Consider the following 17,999-nt stretch of genomic DNA (forward strand, 5'->3'; position numbering starts at 1 on the left):
CTTTTATGATGAAAAATTATGATGCGTTCAAATACCGTTGATAAAAAAACAGAAGATGGCCCACGTTTAAGCTATACCATCGCACGTATAGATCGGGTAATTAGTAAATATTTAACAGAACATTTAAAAGATTTAGACATCACTTTGCCTCAGTTCACGGCATTATCTGTTTTGGCTTCTAAAAATAATTTATCGAATGCCAAACTCGCAGAGCGTTCATTTATTAAGCCGCAATCGGCCAATAAAATTTTGCAAGATTTATTGCAACAGCAATGGATTGAGAAAACTCCAGATCCAACCCATGGTCGTCGTATTCTGCTTACAGTAACAGAAAGTGGTTTAGCTAAACTAGCCGAATGTAATGCTGTGGTAGAGGCGTTGGAAACTAAAATGTTGCAAGGCGTCGATATGAACTTGGCTTATTTAATTCGCAACAATTTAGACATTATGGTCAATAACTTAAAACAATCTAAAGTTGAAGCAGCTTCAGAGTGAGTCAAGATGAGGCTTTAATATACTCATGCATAGATGTAGATGTTTTCTCTGTTAGAAATGTATTGTCAGTTGATGATTGATCTTGCTAGCATGACTTTGAAATCTTTTAACAAGTGTGGCTAGGGATGTCTTCAGGGCAACAAGTATTAATAAAACTAAGAAAAATGATTATCGCGGGTGAGCTTGAAGGCGGCAGTCGCATTGCTGAAATCCCAACAGCAGAGTTACTTGGAGTATCACGACAGCCCATTCGCATGGCCTTTCGTTTGCTGGAACAAGAAGGATTGTTGATCAAGAATCCAACCCGTGGTTATACGGTTCGTGAAATTTCAAATCAATTGGTCAATGATGCCTTAGAGGTTCGCGGAGTATTGGAAGGCTTGGCAGCCAAAACTTTAGCTGAGCAAGGTTTATCGGAAGTACAGCAGCAAACTCTCAAAAATTGTATAGAGAAAATAGAACAACTTTTTGCAGAGCATACTGAATTTGGTGATGAAGAATTAGAACGTTATCATGAATTTAACGTGATTTTCCATGACACAATTATTCAAGGTGCACAAAATATTGCGCTTATTCAAGCCTTAGCAAAAAACAATCAATTGCCTATGGCTTCCGTTCAAGCCATTACCTATGACGAATCACGCGCTTTGTCTGAATATCGCCGCTTGCACTACGCACATTTGCAGCATTGCTCTATTTATGAAGCTTTACTTCAGCGCCAGTCGGGCCGTGCTGAAACTTTAATGCGAGAACATAGTAGTGTTGCGTTATTAGGCGAGACGGTCAAAAACATATTGACCGTGGTGTAATAAAAAAACTCCCGCTCAATGCATTTGAGCGGGAGTAAAACGAGTGTTCCTATAGCTCAATCACCAAATTTTTGGATTTAGCGCGAGAGCAGCAAGGCGTGAACTGATTATTCAAGGCATGTTCTTCATCTGTCATAAATACGTCCCGATGATCTGGAATGCCAGAAACAACACGGGTAATACAAGTACCACAGATGCCTTGTTCGCAAGATACAGGCACATCAAAACCATGTGCTAACAGGGCTTGTGATACCGTCTGTTCAGGTTGAATTTCTATTCGACGCCCCGTACCTTTAATTTCTAAGGTAAATGCCTCATCTTTTGAATGATAGGCTTTGGGTGCAACAAAATGCTCCTGATGCAGTTGTTCGGCTTGCCAACCCGCTGTTTCAGCGGACTGCATTACAAATTGCATAAAACCTGTTGGGCCACAGACATATAGATGTTTGCCTGAATCAGGCTGTTGCAATACTTTTGCCATATCACATTCGGTATCAACCTGATTTTGAATGTGAAAATGAATCTGTTCTGCAAAATGTTGGGTTAAATTGCCATAAAAGGCGATCATTTCATGGCTACGTACAAAATAATGCAGTTCAAGTGGAATACCTTGTGCTTTTAAATGATAAGCCATAGAGAGAATCGGGGTAATTCCAATGCCTCCTGCAAACAACACTGCTTTTTGTGTTCGGCTATGTAGCGCAAATAGATTACGTGGCTGACCAATATTTAATACATCACCTTCTTGATAATCATTATGAATGCAACGTGAACCGCCACGTGAGTTTACATCGTGCAGCACCCCAATGACATAACGATTGTTTTCACTCGAACAGTTCGAGAGAGAATATTGCCGAGTAAGTCCATTTTTGAGATGAACATCAATATGCGACCCAGCCTCAAATGGCGGCAGGGCTGAACCTGATGTGGAAATAAGTTCAAGGGCGCGAATAGAGGGCGTAAGCTGATGAATCTTATCAATAATAACGTCCATGTTTTTATCCTTAAATCACATGAATATTTGGAAATTTAGCCACTTCAGGTTTTGCCGCAGCATGTCTTTCTTCAGTCAATAAACGCTCAATCACTTTGCGTGATTGCACACCACCTGCATCAATATTCAGCATCAGTAATTTACGATGTGGATTATTCAGAATGTTTTGTTGTTGTTGCTCTAACATTTCCAAATCTTCAGTAAAGATTTTGCCTTGTCCTTCACGAATTTGATCAGTGAGTTCTGTATTTTCTGGCTGGAAGTTGCGTGCCATGCCCCAGAAATACCAATGTGAAGTTTCAGTTTCAGGCGTAATAAAATCCACCACGATCGAAGACACTTTCTTGTCCTTTGGTGCGTCATAACCACCATGACCTGCATGTGCAACACCCACTTCAATATGTACGTTACTTGGGGCGAAGAAATGACAACGCTGCCAACGGTCTACGGGTATATCATCTGCGAGTTTATTACCCCGAAGTGCCATTTGCCAAAAGGGAGGGGCAATCACATTATCCATATAGCGTTCAGTAATGACATGACCACCCTCTACTTTGGTGATTGGTAGTGATTCATCAATCTCTTTTTGACCAATACTGCTGGAATGCACATAGGTTTCATGGGTTAAGTCCATGAGGTTATCAATCATCAGGCGATAGTCACAATGAATGTGGAATAAGCCACCTCCATAGCTCCATTCAGGGTGATCGGCCCATTCTAGTTCAGGAAGTTTGGATTCATCTGCAAGATTTTTATCACCTGGCCAGACCCAGACAAAGCCCATTTTTTCAACCACAGCATAGGCTTTATTGCATGGGAAACCATTGACTCGTTGTGCTGGCATTGCAATGGTTTTTCCTTCACAGCCCATGACCAGTCCATGATAGCCACAGACTAGATTGCCATCTTCAACATAGCCGAGTGAAAGAGGTGCGCCACGATGCGGACAGAAGTCTTCAACAGCAGCAGCTTTATTTTCTTTGCCACGATAGAAAACAATTTTTTCACCGCAAATCGTACGGCCTAAAGGCTTATCTTGAAGTTCTTCAGGGCGGCATGCGACATACCAAGCATTTTTAATAAACATTGTGATGACTCCGTGTCAATTATTGGATCCAATTTATAATATTTTTATTATATGGTCAACTGATGTTTGAGTGGGGATTTGCACATTATGGGAGTGAATGACTTAATAATGGAAGTTTAATAATTGTTTTTGGGTGTGTTTGTGAGTTTTAGAGTATTTTTGATCTATGCGCAAAAAATAAAATGGATCCAAAAATCCACTTGGCGTGGATTTCTGGAGACTTGGTTGATTAGAATTTTAGGGTGTAATGCAGCATAAAACGCTGTTCATCTAGGCTTTTACCATTTTTAATATCGTAGTTGATATTCAGGAACAGGAATTTGAGATTTTTGACCCAGTGATTTAAGTCGTATTGAACCAAGACATCGCTTTCTTGTTCAAAATTATCCTGATTGTTGGTTTGAAATGAATCACCATAAATATATTTGTAGGTGATTTTCAGTCCTTTGATGTAATCCTGAAGATTATATGAGGCGACAAAATGGTAGGATTTTTCATCGGCTTTGGTAAAGGCGCCTAGCGTCCAGTTCACCATATGCGGAATGGGCATACCATCCAGTTTAGGAATACCGTCTTTGCCGTAATTCTCTTGATAACCAATACCAGCTTGTAAATTACCATGCTTCATAAAGTGCATGACACCGAGTGAGGTGTTGTCATATTCCCCAATTTTGGCTAATCCTACATCATCATGTCGGAACAACCGTAGTTTGGTGGTTTGTTGCGAAGTCCAATTGTAATCTAGCGCAAAATAGCTCTGATTGATGATGTCTTGTAAATAGCCATCATAAAACTTCCAAGAGTATTTGCTGGTTTTGCCATCCCAGCGTAAAAAATATAAGCCATCAGACTCTTGTTTGGAAATGGCTAACTTGCGGTAATCCTCTTCATTCCGAGGGGAATAGCGGTTAATTAAGCCAAAATCAAAATTTTGATTTTGATATTTATATTTAAGCTCTGCACCTTGGTAATTCACTCTTAATTGATGGGTGTCCACTTGCGGGGCAAGAGGATCATCTGGCGTAAGCTCTCCAAAATTAAATCGCGCATTTTGATATTCAATTCCAGCACCTAGACCATACTTGGTATAGTCCTGAGCTTGTGATTTGCTTACAGAATCAAAAGGCAGCACCAAATCACTGGTGTGCTGATCTGGGCTAAGGCGATAAGCATATTGTAGGCTTGGCATGAGATGAAGTTGTAATTGGTCAATTTTCATAACCCAGTCACCACGATAAATGAAACCTTGGCTCAGGCTACTGGAGTCACTACTATTGCTGTCTTTGTAGTCTCGGTCAAAACTAAAGGTTTTTAAAACCAGATCGTTTTTAAAAGTGTAAGATTCGGCACTGTGTGCTGAACAACAGGCAATAGCTACCCCTGAGAATAAGATCCCATTCATAAAAATATATTTCATTTTAATTCCATTTAAAAACGTTTAACTGTCCTAAAACCAACATGGCTAGTAGCTAAGTCGAGTTCTTGTGGGTGCCTCGCGGCAGCACGGTAACGTGCACAATAGTTTGATGCACATAGGTAAGATCCACCTTTAATGGTGTATTTCAAGACCTCACTGCGGTTGACCCGATATTGCTCTGGATCTCCCATATGATGGTCTCGTGGTCCTGTGTATGGGGTTTGCGTCCATTCCCAGACATTGCCAATCAGGTCATATAATCCAAATGGATTTTTGTCAAAACAACCTACAGGTGAAACCTCAGCAAAACCATCATCCTGATTGTTTTGATAAGGGAATTCACCTTGCCAATAGTTGGCAGTGATATGACCATGGTGACTTGGCCCTAGGTCGGGGTTTTGCTGAAATCCTTTGGCTGCATATTCCCATTCAAGTTCAGTCGGTAAATCATGTCCTAACCAATCGGCATAAGCATAGGCATCGTTCCAAGTGACCATTCTGACGGGCTCATTGGGTTGAGGTTGTTTGCTACTTTTGAGTCCCCAAGGGTGTTTCCAGTTTGCCTCTGGTTCAAATCTCCACCAGTCGAGTTCAGCAACTAGCTGAGTGGGTTGAACAAACATGGCGGCACCATGCTGCTTTTCTGCATCGGTGATATAACCGGTCTGTTTTACAAACTCAGCGAACTGAGCATTGGTAACTTCAGTGGCATCAATTAAAAACGAAGGAACCTGATTGTTGGTTTGGTTAAGTGGTCGTTCATCATCGTACCCATGAGTGGTGCCAAGTTGTATGCTTCCTGCAGGGAGCTTCACCATTCCAGCATCTTTCTGATTGAGCCAACCTTGCGGTAAGCCTGAATACGCTACGCACTTGGTGCGGTTGCCTAAATCTACAATAGATGCTGGGGGAGTGGTTTTGGAGTTGTCTTGGCAAGCACTGAATAGGATTAATGATGAAGACAAAATAATGCGCTTCATCATTATTTATTCTTTACTTCTTGTTGTATTGCTCAAAGTCAACGACGCCATTTTTATCTGCATAGGACAGATATTTGTCATTTAAAATTTTGACAACTCTAGGATGTTGTGCAGCAACGTTGTGCTGTTCATTAAAGTCTTTTTTTAGATTATAGAGTTCCCATCCATGACTGTTGAATTTTGATGGGGAGTTTTCAACCAGCTTCCATTCATCATTTTTGGCATAGCGACTGCCATGTAGTTCTTTAAATTCATAGTAGTTTACAGGGCGAATGCGTGCGGCATTATTCTTAAAAGCAGGAATCAAGCTGTAACCCGAAGATTGGATTTTTTTGCTGTCCGCAGCGTACAGCTGGTTGTGTTGAATACCCGCCAATTCCATCACTGTAGGGAAAATATCACGAACTGTGCCAAAGTTGTTGTTGATACCACGGTCTTTGGAGAGATTGCTTGGGTATTTTACAAGGAAGGGGACGCGTACGCCACCTTCAGCAGCAGCCGACTTCCAGTAGGTAAATGGAGTGCTACTGACTTCTGCCCAGCGTGGACTCATGTAAACATAAGAAGTTGCATTACCAATATTTTCAAGGCTATTGTTTGCTTCTCCCATCGGGAAGTTATGATCACCACCTTCAGCACCATTATCAGAAATAAAGACAATCACAGTGTTGTCATATTGATGGTGTTTTTTTAAGTATTGAATGACATCGCCAACACGATCATCAAGCTGAGTGACCATGCCTGCATAAACTTCCATTTTACGAGCTTCATATTTGCGTTCAGCAGGCGTGAGTTGATCCCAACCTTTGGTCGACAAAGCTTGATTGCCGCGTTCTTCAGGAAATACGGCGTTTGCAGGAATCAGTCCAAGTTTCTTTTGGCGTTCAAATCTGGCTTTTCGAATCGCATCATAGCCTTGGTCATATTTCCCTTTATACATATCCCGATAAGATGCTGGAGCTTGAATTGGCCAATGCGGTGCGGTGTAAGCCAAATAGGCAAAAAATGGCTTGTTTTGAGTATTTTTATCCAGGTATTCAACCGCTTTTTTGGTAAAGAAATCGGTTGAGTAGTAGTGATCTGGTAAAGATACTTTCTGACCATTTTCGGTATATTGGGTGTTGCGAGAGTAATTCTTAGGTTGCTCTTTGAAGTGTAGATCAAAGCCATCCAATAAAGCGTAAGATTGATCGAAACCACGTGCTTTAGGGTTTTGATTGGCCTCAAAACCTAAATGCCATTTACCTACCATAAAGGTGTAGTAGTCTTTTTGTTTTAGCATTTCCGCAAGCGTATAGGCATTTGAGGTTAGATGTCCTGAATAGCCGTCAATTTTTAATAATGAGCGCGGACTGTCTGCCCCTACTAATTTTTCCTGTCTTTTGGATGTTTCATACATTGCCCCTAAACCGACCAAATGATTGTCTGCGCCCGTCATAAGCTGGGCGCGCGTAGGTGAGCACATAGATGAAGCGTGGAAATTAAAGAGCATTTTTCCTTGTGTGAGTAAGCTGTCTATATGAGGGGTTTTAATCTCGCTTCCATAAGCACTAATGTCTGAGAATCCTAAGTCATCTGCAAGAATAATCATAATATTTGGTGGAGAGTGCTTGGGATCTGTGGCATGGCTTGGTGAAATAAGTGTGCTAGATAGGAATAAGCCAAACGATAGTTGGCTTATTTTCTTTAATGTCATAAGACAGTCCTTTGATTTTTTAGTGCTTCATGCAGCTAAGGTGTTTGTTGGGCTGGTGATTAATTGCGCCATGTTGATCATAAAATATTTTTTAAATTGGATCCATAAAATTTTATGAAATTTATTATTTGTTATGTTTATCAGTTGTTTGTCTTAATTTAACTTGCTCTAATGTAATTTATAATTTAATTTTATTGATTTTTTGGATCCCGATTGTCAGGATGTGTGGATGAGCAGGGTGCTCTTTGGGTTGAGTGTTATGACAGCACATCAATCAACTAAATTATCAATATAAGGCAATTATGGATAAGGATATGCATAATCACCGCACTATATGTTCTTTTATTTCGGTGTGTATTTCCTATCCAAAAAGGGAGACACAGCGTGCAAAGAAATGTTCTACATGAGATTAACGATAACAAAATGAGTCGTTATCAATGGTTCGTTATCCTAATTTGTATTCTTTTGAATGTAATTGATGGTTTTGATGTCATGGTTATGGCATTTACTGCACCTGCTGTTTCTGCCGAGTGGGTATTATCTGGTGCTCAAGTGGGAATATTGTTAAGTGCGGGTCTATTTGGGATGGCAGCAGGTTCAATTTTTTTAGCACCACAAGCCGATCGAATTGGCCGACGGTTATTAATTTTAATCTGCTTAATACTTTCGGGGCTCAGTATGTCTGCTTGTGCCTTGGTTCAAGATCATACCATTTTAGCTATTTTACGTTTTATTACAGGAGTGGGCGTAGGGGGTATTCTTGCGAGCAGTAATGTGCTTGCAAGTGAGTACGCAAATGCGCGTTGGCGAAGTCTGGCCGTTAGTTTAATGTCTACTGGTTATGGTATTGGTGCGACATTAGGAGGGATTTTAACTTTTGCATTGATTGAACATTTAGGTTGGCGCTCCGTTTTTTTAGCTGGAGGTATAACAACTTTGATAATGTTCGTATTTGCCTTATGGTTACTACCTGAGTCACTTGATTACTTATTGGTGAAAAAACCAGTACGGGCTTTAGATAATATCAATGGAATTTTACGGCGTATTAAACTAGAAAATTTAGCTGTATTGCCGAATCATGTGCTAAATGGGCGTGATAACAATAATGGTATTAAGAAACTATTTAGAGGACGACAAGGGTTTCAAACATTGTGTTTATGGTGCGCATTTTTCTTGGTGATGTTTGGCTTTTACTTTGTAATGAGTTGGACACCTAAAATTTTAATTACGATAGGTATGTCATCAGATCAAGGTGTTAGTACAGGGATTCTAATTAGTATTGGTGGTATTTTTGGCGCTGCCATTATTGGGTTGATTGCTTCGCGGATAAAAATTTTTTATGCACTTAGTTTATTTTTAGGTCTGACAGCTTTGAGTATTTTTTTATTTATTGCAGTATCGTCAAAAGTGAGCCTTGCACTTCTTGTCGGGCTATTACTTGGAATATTAATGAATGGATGTGTTGCGGGATTATATGCTATTTCACCCACTATTTATGAAGCGGATATAAGAAGTCGCGGTGTAGGGTATGCGATAGGATTTGGTCGAATAGGGGCAATTTTATCTCCTATCATTGCGGGCTTATTTTTAGATCGAGGTATTGCGCCTCTGCAACTTTATGCTTATTACGGTATAGTTTTTATCTTAGCGATTTTTATCATTTTAGTACTTGCTAAGTTATTTTACCGAAAGCAAACGAATCAAACATCTTCGCTAAATTTATCAGCCTAATTGGATTTTTATTAATTAAGTTGATTATGTTGTGTTGAGCCAATTCATTTTCAGTTAAGCGGAATGACTAGACATATTCATTTGAATAAAGAAGAATTTGCCATTCTGTTTAGTTATTTTTATTGAGTGACAATCCTTATATTTGATAAAAAATCACCGCATTGCGGTGGTTTTTTATATCAAACCACGGAGTTCATTGGCTGCCTGACGTAATAATGGCAATACCTGTTGAATCAAATAGTCTTCACTTGTGAGATTGGTTTGCGACATACAGTTTATGGCTGCAATCACTTGGCCCTGTGCATTTAATACAGGTACGGCAAGTGCAATAATCCCCAACTCATGCTCTTCTTTAGATAAACAATAATCTGATAAAGCAATAGTTTTCAGTTGCTCATAAAAGATTACTTTATTCGTAATGGTCAAAGGTGTCAAACGTTTGAGCCCATAGGTTTCAACCCATACTTGTTGTTGTTCTAGAGATAAAGCTGCTAACAGTACTTTGCCTGTTGATGTGGCATGTGCAGGCAAGCGATTGCCTAAATGCATGCCATAAGGGTTAACTCGGAAATGGTCTTGTTGGGGAAGATAACTACGCGCAATTGGCACCACTTCATGTTCATCTAGAACCACCATTGAGAAGGTCAATGAGGTTTGAGCGCAAAGTAAGTTTAGTAAGGACTGGGCTACTTTAGGTAAGTGAGCCGAGCTTAAATAAGAGCTAGAAAAGCGTAATACTCGGGGGGTGAGCCAAAAGTAATGCTCATCGGTGCTTAAGTAACCTAAAAATTTCAGTGTTTTTAAATGCCGTCTAGCTGCGGTACGGCTAATGCCCGTGCGTGCAGCCACTTGGGTTACGTTCAGGCGCTGCCGATCGACGCCAAATGCTTCTAATATTTGTAAACCTTTGGCTAAGCCTGCAATGTAATCTGCATGTCGAATCACATCTTGTGAATGGGGATGTAATACATACTGATGTTCAGCGTCCATACTGTATTTCCAGAATTTTGATATGTTTTTGTCCGATTATCGGACAGTTGTAATGATATACGGTCAATTTCAATTTTACTATATAGCTCAGAAACTCATCCGCGCGTAATTTGAAATAAGGAATATACAAGGATGAAATCATGGAAATTTTAAAAACCAAAGTAGCAATTATTGGTGCGGGCCCCGCAGGGCTTTTACTAGGGCAACTGCTTTATAAAGCAGGGATTGATCACATCATTGTCGAACAACGCAGTGCGGACTATGTTGCTTCGCGCATTCGTGCAGGTATTTTGGAACAGGTTTCTGTAGATTTACTGGAAAAAGCAGATGTTGATCAAAATCTTAAAGCACATGGATTACCCCATTCCGGTATTGAAATATTGGCTCAAGGACGAAAGCACCGTGTTGATTTAGCTGCTCTCACTGGTGGAAAACAAGTTACGGTGTATGGTCAGACCGAGGTCACCAAGGACTTAATGCAGGCACGTGAACAGGCAGATCTGCTGTCTTTTTATGAAGCGAAAAATGTCAAAGTTGATAACTTTTATGCTCTACCCAATGTTGGTTTCGAATGTCAAAATCAGGCTTATCAAATAGAGTGTGACTTTATAGCCGGGTGCGATGGTTATCATGGAGTTTGCCGTGCCAGTGTCCCAGAAGATAAAATTAAGACTTTTGAAAAAGTTTATCCATTTGGCTGGTTGGGTGTACTGGCGGATGTACCACCTGTAGCGGATGAATTGATTTATGTACAATCAGAACGTGGTTTTGCACTATGTAGTATGCGCTCCGAAACACGTAGTCGCTATTATTTACAAGTTCCAGTTACTGATAAAGTCGAAAACTGGTCTGATGAACAGTTTTGGGATGAACTGAAGAATCGTTTAGATCCTGAAAGTAAGGAGAAACTGGTGACGGGGCCATCGATTGAAAAGAGTATTGCGCCGCTACGTAGTTTCGTGTCTGAACCGATGCGTTTTGGTAAATTATTCTTAGCGGGTGATGCGGCACATATTGTGCCACCGACTGGGGCAAAAGGCTTGAACCTTGCTGCCTCAGACATTGCCTATTTATCCAGTGCGCTCATTCAGTACTATCAAGAAGGTTCTGAGCAGGGAATTAATGATTATTCGGAAAAGTGTTTACAGCGCGTTTGGAAAGCTGAGCGTTTTTCTTGGTGGATGACCCATTTATTACATCGATTTGAAACCGAAAGTGAGTTTGATCATAAGATCAAACAAGCGTAATTAAGTTATATATTGGGTTCGGAAGCAGGACAAACGACTTTGGCTGAGAATTACGTGGGTTTGCCTTATGAGTTTCAAAAGTTGATGGTGTATTAGTTCACTAAATATTGAAAACTGATTAACGTATTGTGAGTAAAGACAAAATAAAGGTCATGTGGGAGTTGTCCTACATGACTTTTTCTAATAAACGATTAGATATGACGTTTATTTCTTAAACTCAGTAATCTGGATCGGCTTGTCTTTGACAAACTCTACAATGCCTTCACTTCCTTTGATGTGAATAGAAACGCCTTTGCCGTCAGTCATAAACATACCACTTGCCGCTGGTGCACTTTTCAGCATGAATGTTCGATCTGAGTTATCCGTCATCATCGCTGTTTCAAAATTATCAGATGACTTCAGTTCAATGGTTAAATCCATTGGGCCAGTGAAGTGAATCACTTGTGTTTCTGCAGCATTACTGCTTGATGTATTTTCTTGAGTGACTTTTCCCGTTGGTGCAGAAGTACAGCCTACTAAGGCTAAAGTAATGAGTGTTGCACCTAAAATATTTTTCATAAAACTGACCTTTTTATATATAAATCATAAGTCCATATATACTATTTGTTATACCTAAAGTTTAAAAGTTTGCTTTACATACGCCTTACATAAATAGAGCCTTACGCTGTATAAACGTACTTTTATTCACCTTAAATGATTCAAAATACGGTTTAAAGTGCTCATTCAAACTTTACACAACAGAGTAAATTGATATTTAAAAGTTCAATTTATTCAGTGGCATTAAATGCATCATGATAACTGACAACGCCCTGCGGTATTTCTCCATTGAAACTTAGAGCTTGAAAGTATTCGCTAGGAACACCAGGTAAAACCAACTCTAGATAAGGCCGAAACCCAAAGCGATGATAATAATTGGGGTCGCCTAATAGAACACAGCCTTTGGCACCCAGTTGTTTTAATTTTTAAAGGGATGCTTGCATCAGTTGTGACCCAAAGCCCAAACCTTGTTTATTTGGGCAGACAGAAATTTGGCCTAGGCCATACCAACCTGTTGTACCTGTCGAGATGGATATAGGTGAAATGGCGACATGACCGATAATTGAATCGTCTTCAACAGCAACCAAAGAAATCGTAAGTTGACCACTTTTTCGGAGGCTGTTCACAATGAATTGTTCCGTATGGCTGGTATGCTCTGCATTTAAAAATGCAGTACGAGTCAACCTCTCAATGCCTTCAACATCTTCTGGCTGTTCGTCTCGAATCGTGATGTTCATTCAAAAAATCCTTATGAGTATTCGTTCAGTTGAAAGTGACACTACTTTTATGAAGATAAGACTTCAACCCACTCTAAATAGCTCCGACCAGTTGCTTAAATAGGCAGGAGAGCGATTGCACTGATTCATTTGCCAAGGCTCTTTCCTCTCATTGCAAACCCCCAAAGAAATCAAATTCTTACCAAAGCGTTCAGTAATGGCATCCATCGTATTTGAGAGCTCTTTACGGTCATTTTTATGGCTATAGTCGGTAAAAAGATCATGCACAAATTTAGATTTATCCATAATTTCCAAAAGGACAATGCCCGCCTTTTTGTATTTAAACCCTGACTTGTAAATTTGGTCAATGCCTTTCATGGCCGCCTGCGTTATTTCAAGTAGATCATCGGTATGTTCATGCATGTGCACAATGGTATAGGGCGAGTAACGTTCACTTTGACTAAAACGACCTGTTTGAATATACACCCCGATCATTTTACAAATAGAGCCATCATGACGTAAGCGTTTAACCGCACTGGCAACATATAGGCGTACAGAGGCTTTGATGTCATCAATTTCATACACAGCTTGACCATATGAGCGACTACTAATAATTTGCTTATGCGCAACCGCCTCACTTTCAATATTGATGCAAGACAACCCCTGAAGTTCACGGACGGTCTTTTCCATGACAATACTAAAGTGCTTTTTGATTTCACTTGGCTTGGATTCAATCAAATCTAAAACCGTATAAATACCCATCGCGTTCAGCTTTTTGCAGTTCTGTCGACCGACGCCCCAGACTTCACCGACCTGCACATGTGCAAGCATGTATTCAGCCGTACATGGGTCCATGTGTGCCAAATTGCACACGCCATTCAACGCCTTATTTTTTTTGGCTAAATGATTGGCAATTTTGGCTTCTGTTTTAGAACGACCAATTCCAATACAGCAGGGAAGACCAAGCCATTGCCATGCCTTGTCTTTCATGTCTTTGGCATAGTCAGTGAGGTTAAATAAATGCTCATAAGCGGTTAGCTTTAAAAAACATTCATCAATGGAATAGATCTCTTGTTCATCGGCTGCCACATATTGCCCCAATAACTGCATGAAGCGGCGAGACATTTCCCCATATAGAGCATAGTTACTCGAAAACACTTGAATATTATGTTGCTGCACGAGTTCTTGAATTTGAAAAAAAGGGACAGCCATGCCAATGCCGAGATCCTTGGCTTCTTGGCTTCGAGCAACTACACAACCATCATTATTACTTAATACAATCACAGGGCAGTCATTGAGCTTTGGATTAAAGACGCGTTCACACGAGACATAGCAATTATTCACGTCAACGAGCGCGAATATTTCAGTTTCATTTTTCATGTTGTTTCTTCTTATTATTCTTAACGGTGGTACAGACGTTTTAAGTTAAACGTCACCACTCCCCAAATGACAAAGGTTTGATTTTCTGTAGGAATAATATGTTCATACTCGGGGTTTTCAGCTTTCAACCAAAGTTGAGGCAAAGGGTAGTTTTCATCTCCAAAAATGTCTTTGATGTCCGACTTTGACATTTTGTTTGTCATCATCAGTCTTTTAATCGTGGAGTCTTTATTATCAATTAAAGCCACCACGATGTCGTAGTGTTTAGCTTCAATACTCCGATCAATAATAATCGGGTCATTTACTTCAAGACCTACGCCCAACATTGACTCACTGTCTACATGAGCGATGAACGTTGAAATGGGGTTTTGTATTAAGAACTCATTGAGATCGATGGCTTTGCCTTGCTCATCTTTAGTGCTGAAGGCTGGGCCTGCTGGAATGCGCTCTAAAGAGACAGGAATAGAGACTTTGGACTGAGGTAGAACAGGGGTTAGCCCAAGTTGATCCGCAAGTTCAGCTTGCTGCGCAATTTGTTCGAGCATGCTATTGATGGTGGGGCTGGGTTTGCCGTCTGGCCCCATGAGATCTTGTAGAGACGACCATGCGTCGTCCGAAAAGTAGATGGGTAACTTCTTTGACATGTTGAATACTCCTACGCTACAAGGCGTGTTTGGAAGTGAAATCTGTCTGTTCAGAATATGCTGATGTGGGTGAAAACTCAAATTTAAAAATGCTGAATAAACAATGCTCCGTCAATTTTGGTCGCGGATAAGAAAAGTGAGAAACTTTCTTTTGGGTGATAAATAGCCCTTTGATCAGGGCTATTATTAGTGCTGATTATATTGTTAAGCCGATGAACTAAATGAAAACTTAGGGATTAGTTCCTAAAAACTCAAAAGGTTTGGTGACTTTAAAGGATGCATTGGCTTTGCCTGCATATGTCATAGCTTGGTCTGGGCCAAGTTCTAACTTCTTGGTTTGACCATCTTTAAAGTTAATTTCCTTTAAATCGACCCAAAACACATTGGGTGAAACAGCAGATTCAAAGAAATATAAACCACGTTTATGGTCGACCACTGTACGCCAACGGGTTGAGGAAATATTTGGTTCTTCTTCAGTGTTCAATCCAAAGGGTACGGACGCATTGCGAATGACACCAAAAACACTCGCTAATGAGTGTTTATAATTCGCATTTTTCGGGATGGCATTGATATAAAAAGATGCACGGGCAAAACGATCGGCCGCGCGGTTTGTACCCGGGAGCATGGTTGTTCCACCAATTTGCTTCCAATAAGCATTTAGCGCCAACTGCTGATCAAAGATTGGTGAGTTGGTCATGACTTGGTACTGGCGACTGTGATGAATCACTTGTTTTCCACCAATATATTCAATGATGGCACTGTCGCCTGTGGCATCTGAAATAGATAAATGCAGTGTTGCTAACCGTTTTTCACCTGGAACTTGGTCGGTCACCACCGTGAAAGGTTCTTTTTCCAATGCCTGAACGGCCTCGTTTACTGTGGCATAATTATCTAAGACGTATTGCGCCCACAGTGAAATGCCCAATGGTGGCTTTTTAGAGGTTTTTACATTTGGATATTCAGATTCAACCAACCACAGTAAGTTTGCCATTAGCCCTTTTTCATTGACGCCATCGGTAGTAGATATGTCATAACCCGTTGCAACCACACTGCCGTACTTGGATGTCCATTGAATCGATTTTGGCCCCGCCATACCATTACGTTTGACATTATTGGGTAAAATCCACAAGTTGGTTCCAACATCGCTTTTCCAGTCCATCGAACGTGCTGTCATGACGTCATTATTACCCAGATAAACCACACGGGTACATGCCATAGTTGCTTCTGCTACCACAAATATTCCTGCGGCAAATAATACTTTTTTTAGTACATTGTTCATTATCATGCTCTCGTAGAAAATAGGTAAATGTGTGCCAATGACTGGCTCTTACTGTTGAATGTCCCAATAAAAATTATTCGCTTTATAATCGTGTTCACAATAACGATAACCTGTTCCGAAATTTATTTTGGATTGCTTTGAGTTGTGTAGTCTCAGGAGATAGATAAGCTTGATTGTAAATCCTATAACTGGTTTGATCTAATTGGATATTTAGGGCAATGGGCAGGGACAATGTATGTTTTTCTTGAAAGGTTGCAGCCGTTTTCCAGTCAGCAAAAAAATCAAGTTTTCTTGGCCTATTATGTTGTCTACATCTGCACCAAAGGCATAGATGTTCTGATTTAGTCTTAATGCGCTGTGCAAGCCTTCTATAAAGCGTTTAACCTGAGTTCTTTGGCTCATAAAAATACCGATTGAAAGTAATGAATCTATTTTTATTTTCATGTCATTCCCTTTTTTATATATTTTTACCACATGATATAAAAATAGAGTATGGCTTATTTGATTATTTTTAGCACAGTTTTATTTTAATGTCGGGTGAGTCTAAAAGATATCTTCAGAAGATAAATAGCAACCAACGTATGGCCAAATTTTAATAAAATGATTACACATTTTATGATTTAAATATGCTGCTCATATTTTTATGTACTTATTCAGAATATCAGCAGTGATGACATTCTGAATAATCCGCAGTTGCTGGTGCTATGAAACATCATAAATGGGTAAATAACAGCTTCAGCGCCAGAGCAATTAATATGAGGCCCATCAATCGCTCAAACTGTTTTCCCATCTTTAAAAATTGCTGTCGAACGACGGGTTGAGAAAACAAAACAGCGACCAGCATGAACCAGAGTGCATTGACGATACACATCCATATCCCATAAGCAAATTGTAGTTTCATCGGGGTTGTCGGACTGACGAGTGTGGTAAATATAGCTAGAAAAAAAATAGTCGCTTTGGGATTGAGCGCATTGGTCATAAAGCCCGTTATAAAGGCTTTGCTTTGACTCAAAGGCATATTGGCAGTTTCTTCAATCGAGGGGTCGATATTGACAGAGGGAGCACGTAATAAACTCCAACCTAAATAAATTAAATATAGTGCGCCTGCGATTCTTAAAATAAGCATGAACCACGGACTTTGTTGAATAATAATGCCCAAGCCTACAAGGGTATATAAAACATGGACTGAAATTCCTATACCAATGCCAATAGCCGTGATGCATCCAATTGCATAGCCATAGCGCACGCTATTTCTAACTGTAATGGCGAAGTCAGGGCCGGGTAAAAGGACCGCAAGAAAATGTACCAAAGCCAAAGCTAAAAATTCTGAACTATATTGCATCCACATATTATTGATGCTCATCTGAAACGCTATAGCTCACGGTTAACTTATCTTTTTTAAGTTTATAGCCTGTAATTTCGAGTGTCCCAATTTCAGATAAATTTTGGACATGAGTTCCACCACAAGCAAATGCAGGTAAAGTCCCAAAACGGACTTCACGGTAGCCATCAGCATTTTGTTGGGTCAGTCTGACTAGTTGGCTTGAAATATATTGATTGCATATCTGCTGTAAAGTTTCTAAATCTGGGTCTTCAGAATGGTCTTGTTTGATAAATTGGACTTTGCATTCGTCTGGCCAGTGCTGTGCTTTGGTGGGTTGCCAACCAAAGGCTTGCATCACATGCCCGATTAAGTGTCCTGCGGAGTGTAGGCGACTGTGATAGTGGCGTCGGTTGAGGTCAACTTGAGCCTGTGCCAAACCTAAAGTAATCGCGTGATTAGAATAATGAATAATTTGATCATCTTGCATAGCGACATGAAGCACATCTACACCATTGATTTTACCTAAGTCACTGGGTTGACCACCACCTTGCGGATGAAACGGTGTTTGGGCAAGCTGAATGGCAAATCGTCCATCTTCAGTGGGGTCACAGTGTAAAACTTCTACCTCGGCTTGAGTGATGTCGGATAGATATAAAGCTTGAGTCATAGTTAT

At 40.2% G+C, this 17,999-nt stretch carries 16 protein-coding genes and 2 pseudogenes; 4 read left to right on the top strand and 14 right to left on the bottom strand.

Features of this window, described 5'->3' with window-relative positions:
- The first annotated feature begins 18 nt into the window (after window positions 1-18).
- Both WH214_RS12135 and WH214_RS12140 read left to right on the top strand, forming a co-directional pair.
- Entirely contained in the window at window positions 19-495 is a 477-nt protein-coding gene (locus tag WH214_RS12135; protein WP_339400769.1) for a MarR family winged helix-turn-helix transcriptional regulator, read from the top strand.
- Between the two features lie 113 nt (window positions 496-608).
- On the top strand, window positions 609-1,304 hold the full coding sequence (locus tag WH214_RS12140) for a GntR family transcriptional regulator (protein ID WP_339420801.1): 696 nt from the start codon (window positions 609-611) through the stop codon (window positions 1,302-1,304).
- A 49-nt stretch (window positions 1,305-1,353) separates the two neighbouring features.
- Here the strand turns inward: WH214_RS12140 and WH214_RS12145 are convergent, their stop codons facing one another.
- The 5 genes from WH214_RS12145 to WH214_RS12165 all read right to left on the bottom strand — a co-directional run bounded on the left by WH214_RS12145 (window position 1,354) and on the right by WH214_RS12165 (window position 7,478).
- Window positions 1,354-2,298 (bottom strand): PDR/VanB family oxidoreductase, encoded by a 945-nt coding sequence (locus WH214_RS12145; RefSeq protein WP_339420799.1) that lies wholly within the window; start codon window positions 2,296-2,298, stop codon window positions 1,354-1,356.
- Window positions 2,299-2,308: 10 nt separating this feature from the next.
- Complete coding sequence (locus WH214_RS12150; RefSeq protein ID WP_339420797.1) at window positions 2,309-3,385, bottom strand: aromatic ring-hydroxylating dioxygenase subunit alpha; 1,077 nt, start codon at window positions 3,383-3,385, stop codon at window positions 2,309-2,311.
- Window positions 3,386-3,614: 229 nt separating this feature from the next.
- Window positions 3,615-4,802 carry an OprD family outer membrane porin gene (locus WH214_RS12155; protein WP_339420795.1) on the bottom strand — a complete coding sequence of 396 codons (1,188 nt, stop codon included), beginning with the start codon at window positions 4,800-4,802 and terminating at the stop codon, window positions 3,615-3,617.
- Window positions 4,803-4,813: 11 nt separating this feature from the next.
- Window positions 4,814-5,767: a formylglycine-generating enzyme family protein gene (locus tag WH214_RS12160; RefSeq protein ID WP_339422924.1), complete on the bottom strand. Its 954-nt coding sequence runs from the start codon at window positions 5,765-5,767 to the stop codon at window positions 4,814-4,816.
- 28 nt (window positions 5,768-5,795) lie between these two features.
- On the bottom strand, window positions 5,796-7,478 hold the full coding sequence (locus tag WH214_RS12165) for an arylsulfatase (RefSeq protein WP_339420793.1): 1,683 nt from the start codon (window positions 7,476-7,478) through the stop codon (window positions 5,796-5,798).
- A 384-nt stretch (window positions 7,479-7,862) separates the two neighbouring features.
- On the opposite strand from WH214_RS12165, the gene WH214_RS12170 reads away from it, so the two are divergent.
- Window positions 7,863-9,209, top strand: coding sequence for an MFS transporter (locus WH214_RS12170; protein ID WP_339420791.1), 1,347 nt, complete (start codon window positions 7,863-7,865; stop codon window positions 9,207-9,209).
- A 174-nt stretch (window positions 9,210-9,383) separates the two neighbouring features.
- Here the strand turns inward: WH214_RS12170 and WH214_RS12175 are convergent, their stop codons facing one another.
- Entirely contained in the window at window positions 9,384-10,199 is an 816-nt protein-coding gene (locus tag WH214_RS12175) for an IclR family transcriptional regulator domain-containing protein (protein ID WP_339420789.1), read from the bottom strand.
- A 140-nt stretch (window positions 10,200-10,339) separates the two neighbouring features.
- On the opposite strand from WH214_RS12175, the pseudogene pobA reads away from it, so the two are divergent.
- Window positions 10,340-11,542 (top strand): annotated as a pseudogene (pobA, locus tag WH214_RS12180) (4-hydroxybenzoate 3-monooxygenase).
- Between the two features lie 108 nt (window positions 11,543-11,650).
- Here the strand turns inward: pobA and WH214_RS12185 are convergent.
- The 8 genes and pseudogenes from WH214_RS12185 to WH214_RS12220 form a co-directional block, all read right to left on the bottom strand.
- Complete coding sequence (locus WH214_RS12185) at window positions 11,651-12,004, bottom strand: hypothetical protein (RefSeq protein WP_087014205.1); 354 nt, start codon at window positions 12,002-12,004, stop codon at window positions 11,651-11,653.
- Between the two features lie 209 nt (window positions 12,005-12,213).
- Window positions 12,214-12,720 (bottom strand): annotated as a pseudogene (locus WH214_RS12190) (GNAT family N-acetyltransferase).
- 63 nt (window positions 12,721-12,783) lie between these two features.
- Complete coding sequence (locus WH214_RS12195; protein WP_339420783.1) at window positions 12,784-14,079, bottom strand: Y-family DNA polymerase; 1,296 nt, start codon at window positions 14,077-14,079, stop codon at window positions 12,784-12,786.
- 20 nt (window positions 14,080-14,099) lie between these two features.
- Window positions 14,100-14,723: a LexA family protein gene (locus tag WH214_RS12200; protein ID WP_339420781.1), complete on the bottom strand. Its 624-nt coding sequence runs from the start codon at window positions 14,721-14,723 to the stop codon at window positions 14,100-14,102.
- A gap of 229 nt (window positions 14,724-14,952) precedes the next feature.
- Entirely contained in the window at window positions 14,953-15,939 is a 987-nt protein-coding gene (locus WH214_RS12205) for a linear amide C-N hydrolase (RefSeq protein ID WP_445206366.1), read from the bottom strand.
- Between the two features lie 273 nt (window positions 15,940-16,212).
- Window positions 16,213-16,446, bottom strand: coding sequence for a hypothetical protein (locus tag WH214_RS12210; protein ID WP_339420777.1), 234 nt, complete (start codon window positions 16,444-16,446; stop codon window positions 16,213-16,215).
- Between the two features lie 268 nt (window positions 16,447-16,714).
- Window positions 16,715-17,350 carry a LysE family translocator gene (locus tag WH214_RS12215; protein ID WP_339422923.1) on the bottom strand — a complete coding sequence of 212 codons (636 nt, stop codon included), beginning with the start codon at window positions 17,348-17,350 and terminating at the stop codon, window positions 16,715-16,717.
- A 1-nt stretch (window position 17,351) separates the two neighbouring features.
- Complete coding sequence (locus WH214_RS12220; protein WP_339420775.1) at window positions 17,352-17,993, bottom strand: alanyl-tRNA editing protein; 642 nt, start codon at window positions 17,991-17,993, stop codon at window positions 17,352-17,354.
- Between the last annotated feature and the right edge of the window lie 6 nt (window positions 17,994-17,999).

Origin of the sequence: Acinetobacter sp. MYb191, from assembly GCF_037572605.1 — a bacterium.
GTDB classification, from domain to species: Bacteria; Pseudomonadota; Gammaproteobacteria; order Pseudomonadales; family Moraxellaceae; genus Acinetobacter; species Acinetobacter johnsonii.

What these genes read in the sequence shown, in the direction of transcription:
- WH214_RS12205 (WP_445206366.1), bottom strand. Translation starts at nt 15,939, where the DNA reads ATGGCATGTACCCGTGTGGTTTATCTGGGTAATAATGACGTCATGACA.
- WH214_RS12220 (WP_339420775.1), bottom strand. Translation starts at nt 17,993, where the DNA reads ATGACTCAAGCTTTATATCTATCCGACATCACTCAAGCCGAGGTAGAA.
- WH214_RS12195 (WP_339420783.1), bottom strand. Translation starts at nt 14,079, where the DNA reads ATGAAAAATGAAACTGAAATATTCGCGCTCGTTGACGTGAATAATTGC.
- WH214_RS12155 (WP_339420795.1), bottom strand. Translation starts at nt 4,802, where the DNA reads ATGAAATATATTTTTATGAATGGGATCTTATTCTCAGGGGTAGCTATT.
- WH214_RS12165 (WP_339420793.1), bottom strand. Translation starts at nt 7,478, where the DNA reads ATGACATTAAAGAAAATAAGCCAACTATCGTTTGGCTTATTCCTATCT.
- WH214_RS12200 (WP_339420781.1), bottom strand. Translation starts at nt 14,723, where the DNA reads ATGTCAAAGAAGTTACCCATCTACTTTTCGGACGACGCATGGTCGTCT.
- WH214_RS12175 (WP_339420789.1), bottom strand. Translation starts at nt 10,199, where the DNA reads ATGGACGCTGAACATCAGTATGTATTACATCCCCATTCACAAGATGTG.
- WH214_RS12135 (WP_339400769.1), top strand. Translation starts at nt 19, where the DNA reads ATGATGCGTTCAAATACCGTTGATAAAAAAACAGAAGATGGCCCACGT.
- WH214_RS12210 (WP_339420777.1), bottom strand. Translation starts at nt 16,446, where the DNA reads ATGAAAATAAAAATAGATTCATTACTTTCAATCGGTATTTTTATGAGC.
- WH214_RS12185 (WP_087014205.1), bottom strand. Translation starts at nt 12,004, where the DNA reads ATGAAAAATATTTTAGGTGCAACACTCATTACTTTAGCCTTAGTAGGC.
- WH214_RS12215 (WP_339422923.1), bottom strand. Translation starts at nt 17,350, where the DNA reads ATGTGGATGCAATATAGTTCAGAATTTTTAGCTTTGGCTTTGGTACAT.
- WH214_RS12145 (WP_339420799.1), bottom strand. Translation starts at nt 2,298, where the DNA reads ATGGACGTTATTATTGATAAGATTCATCAGCTTACGCCCTCTATTCGC.
- WH214_RS12150 (WP_339420797.1), bottom strand. Translation starts at nt 3,385, where the DNA reads ATGTTTATTAAAAATGCTTGGTATGTCGCATGCCGCCCTGAAGAACTT.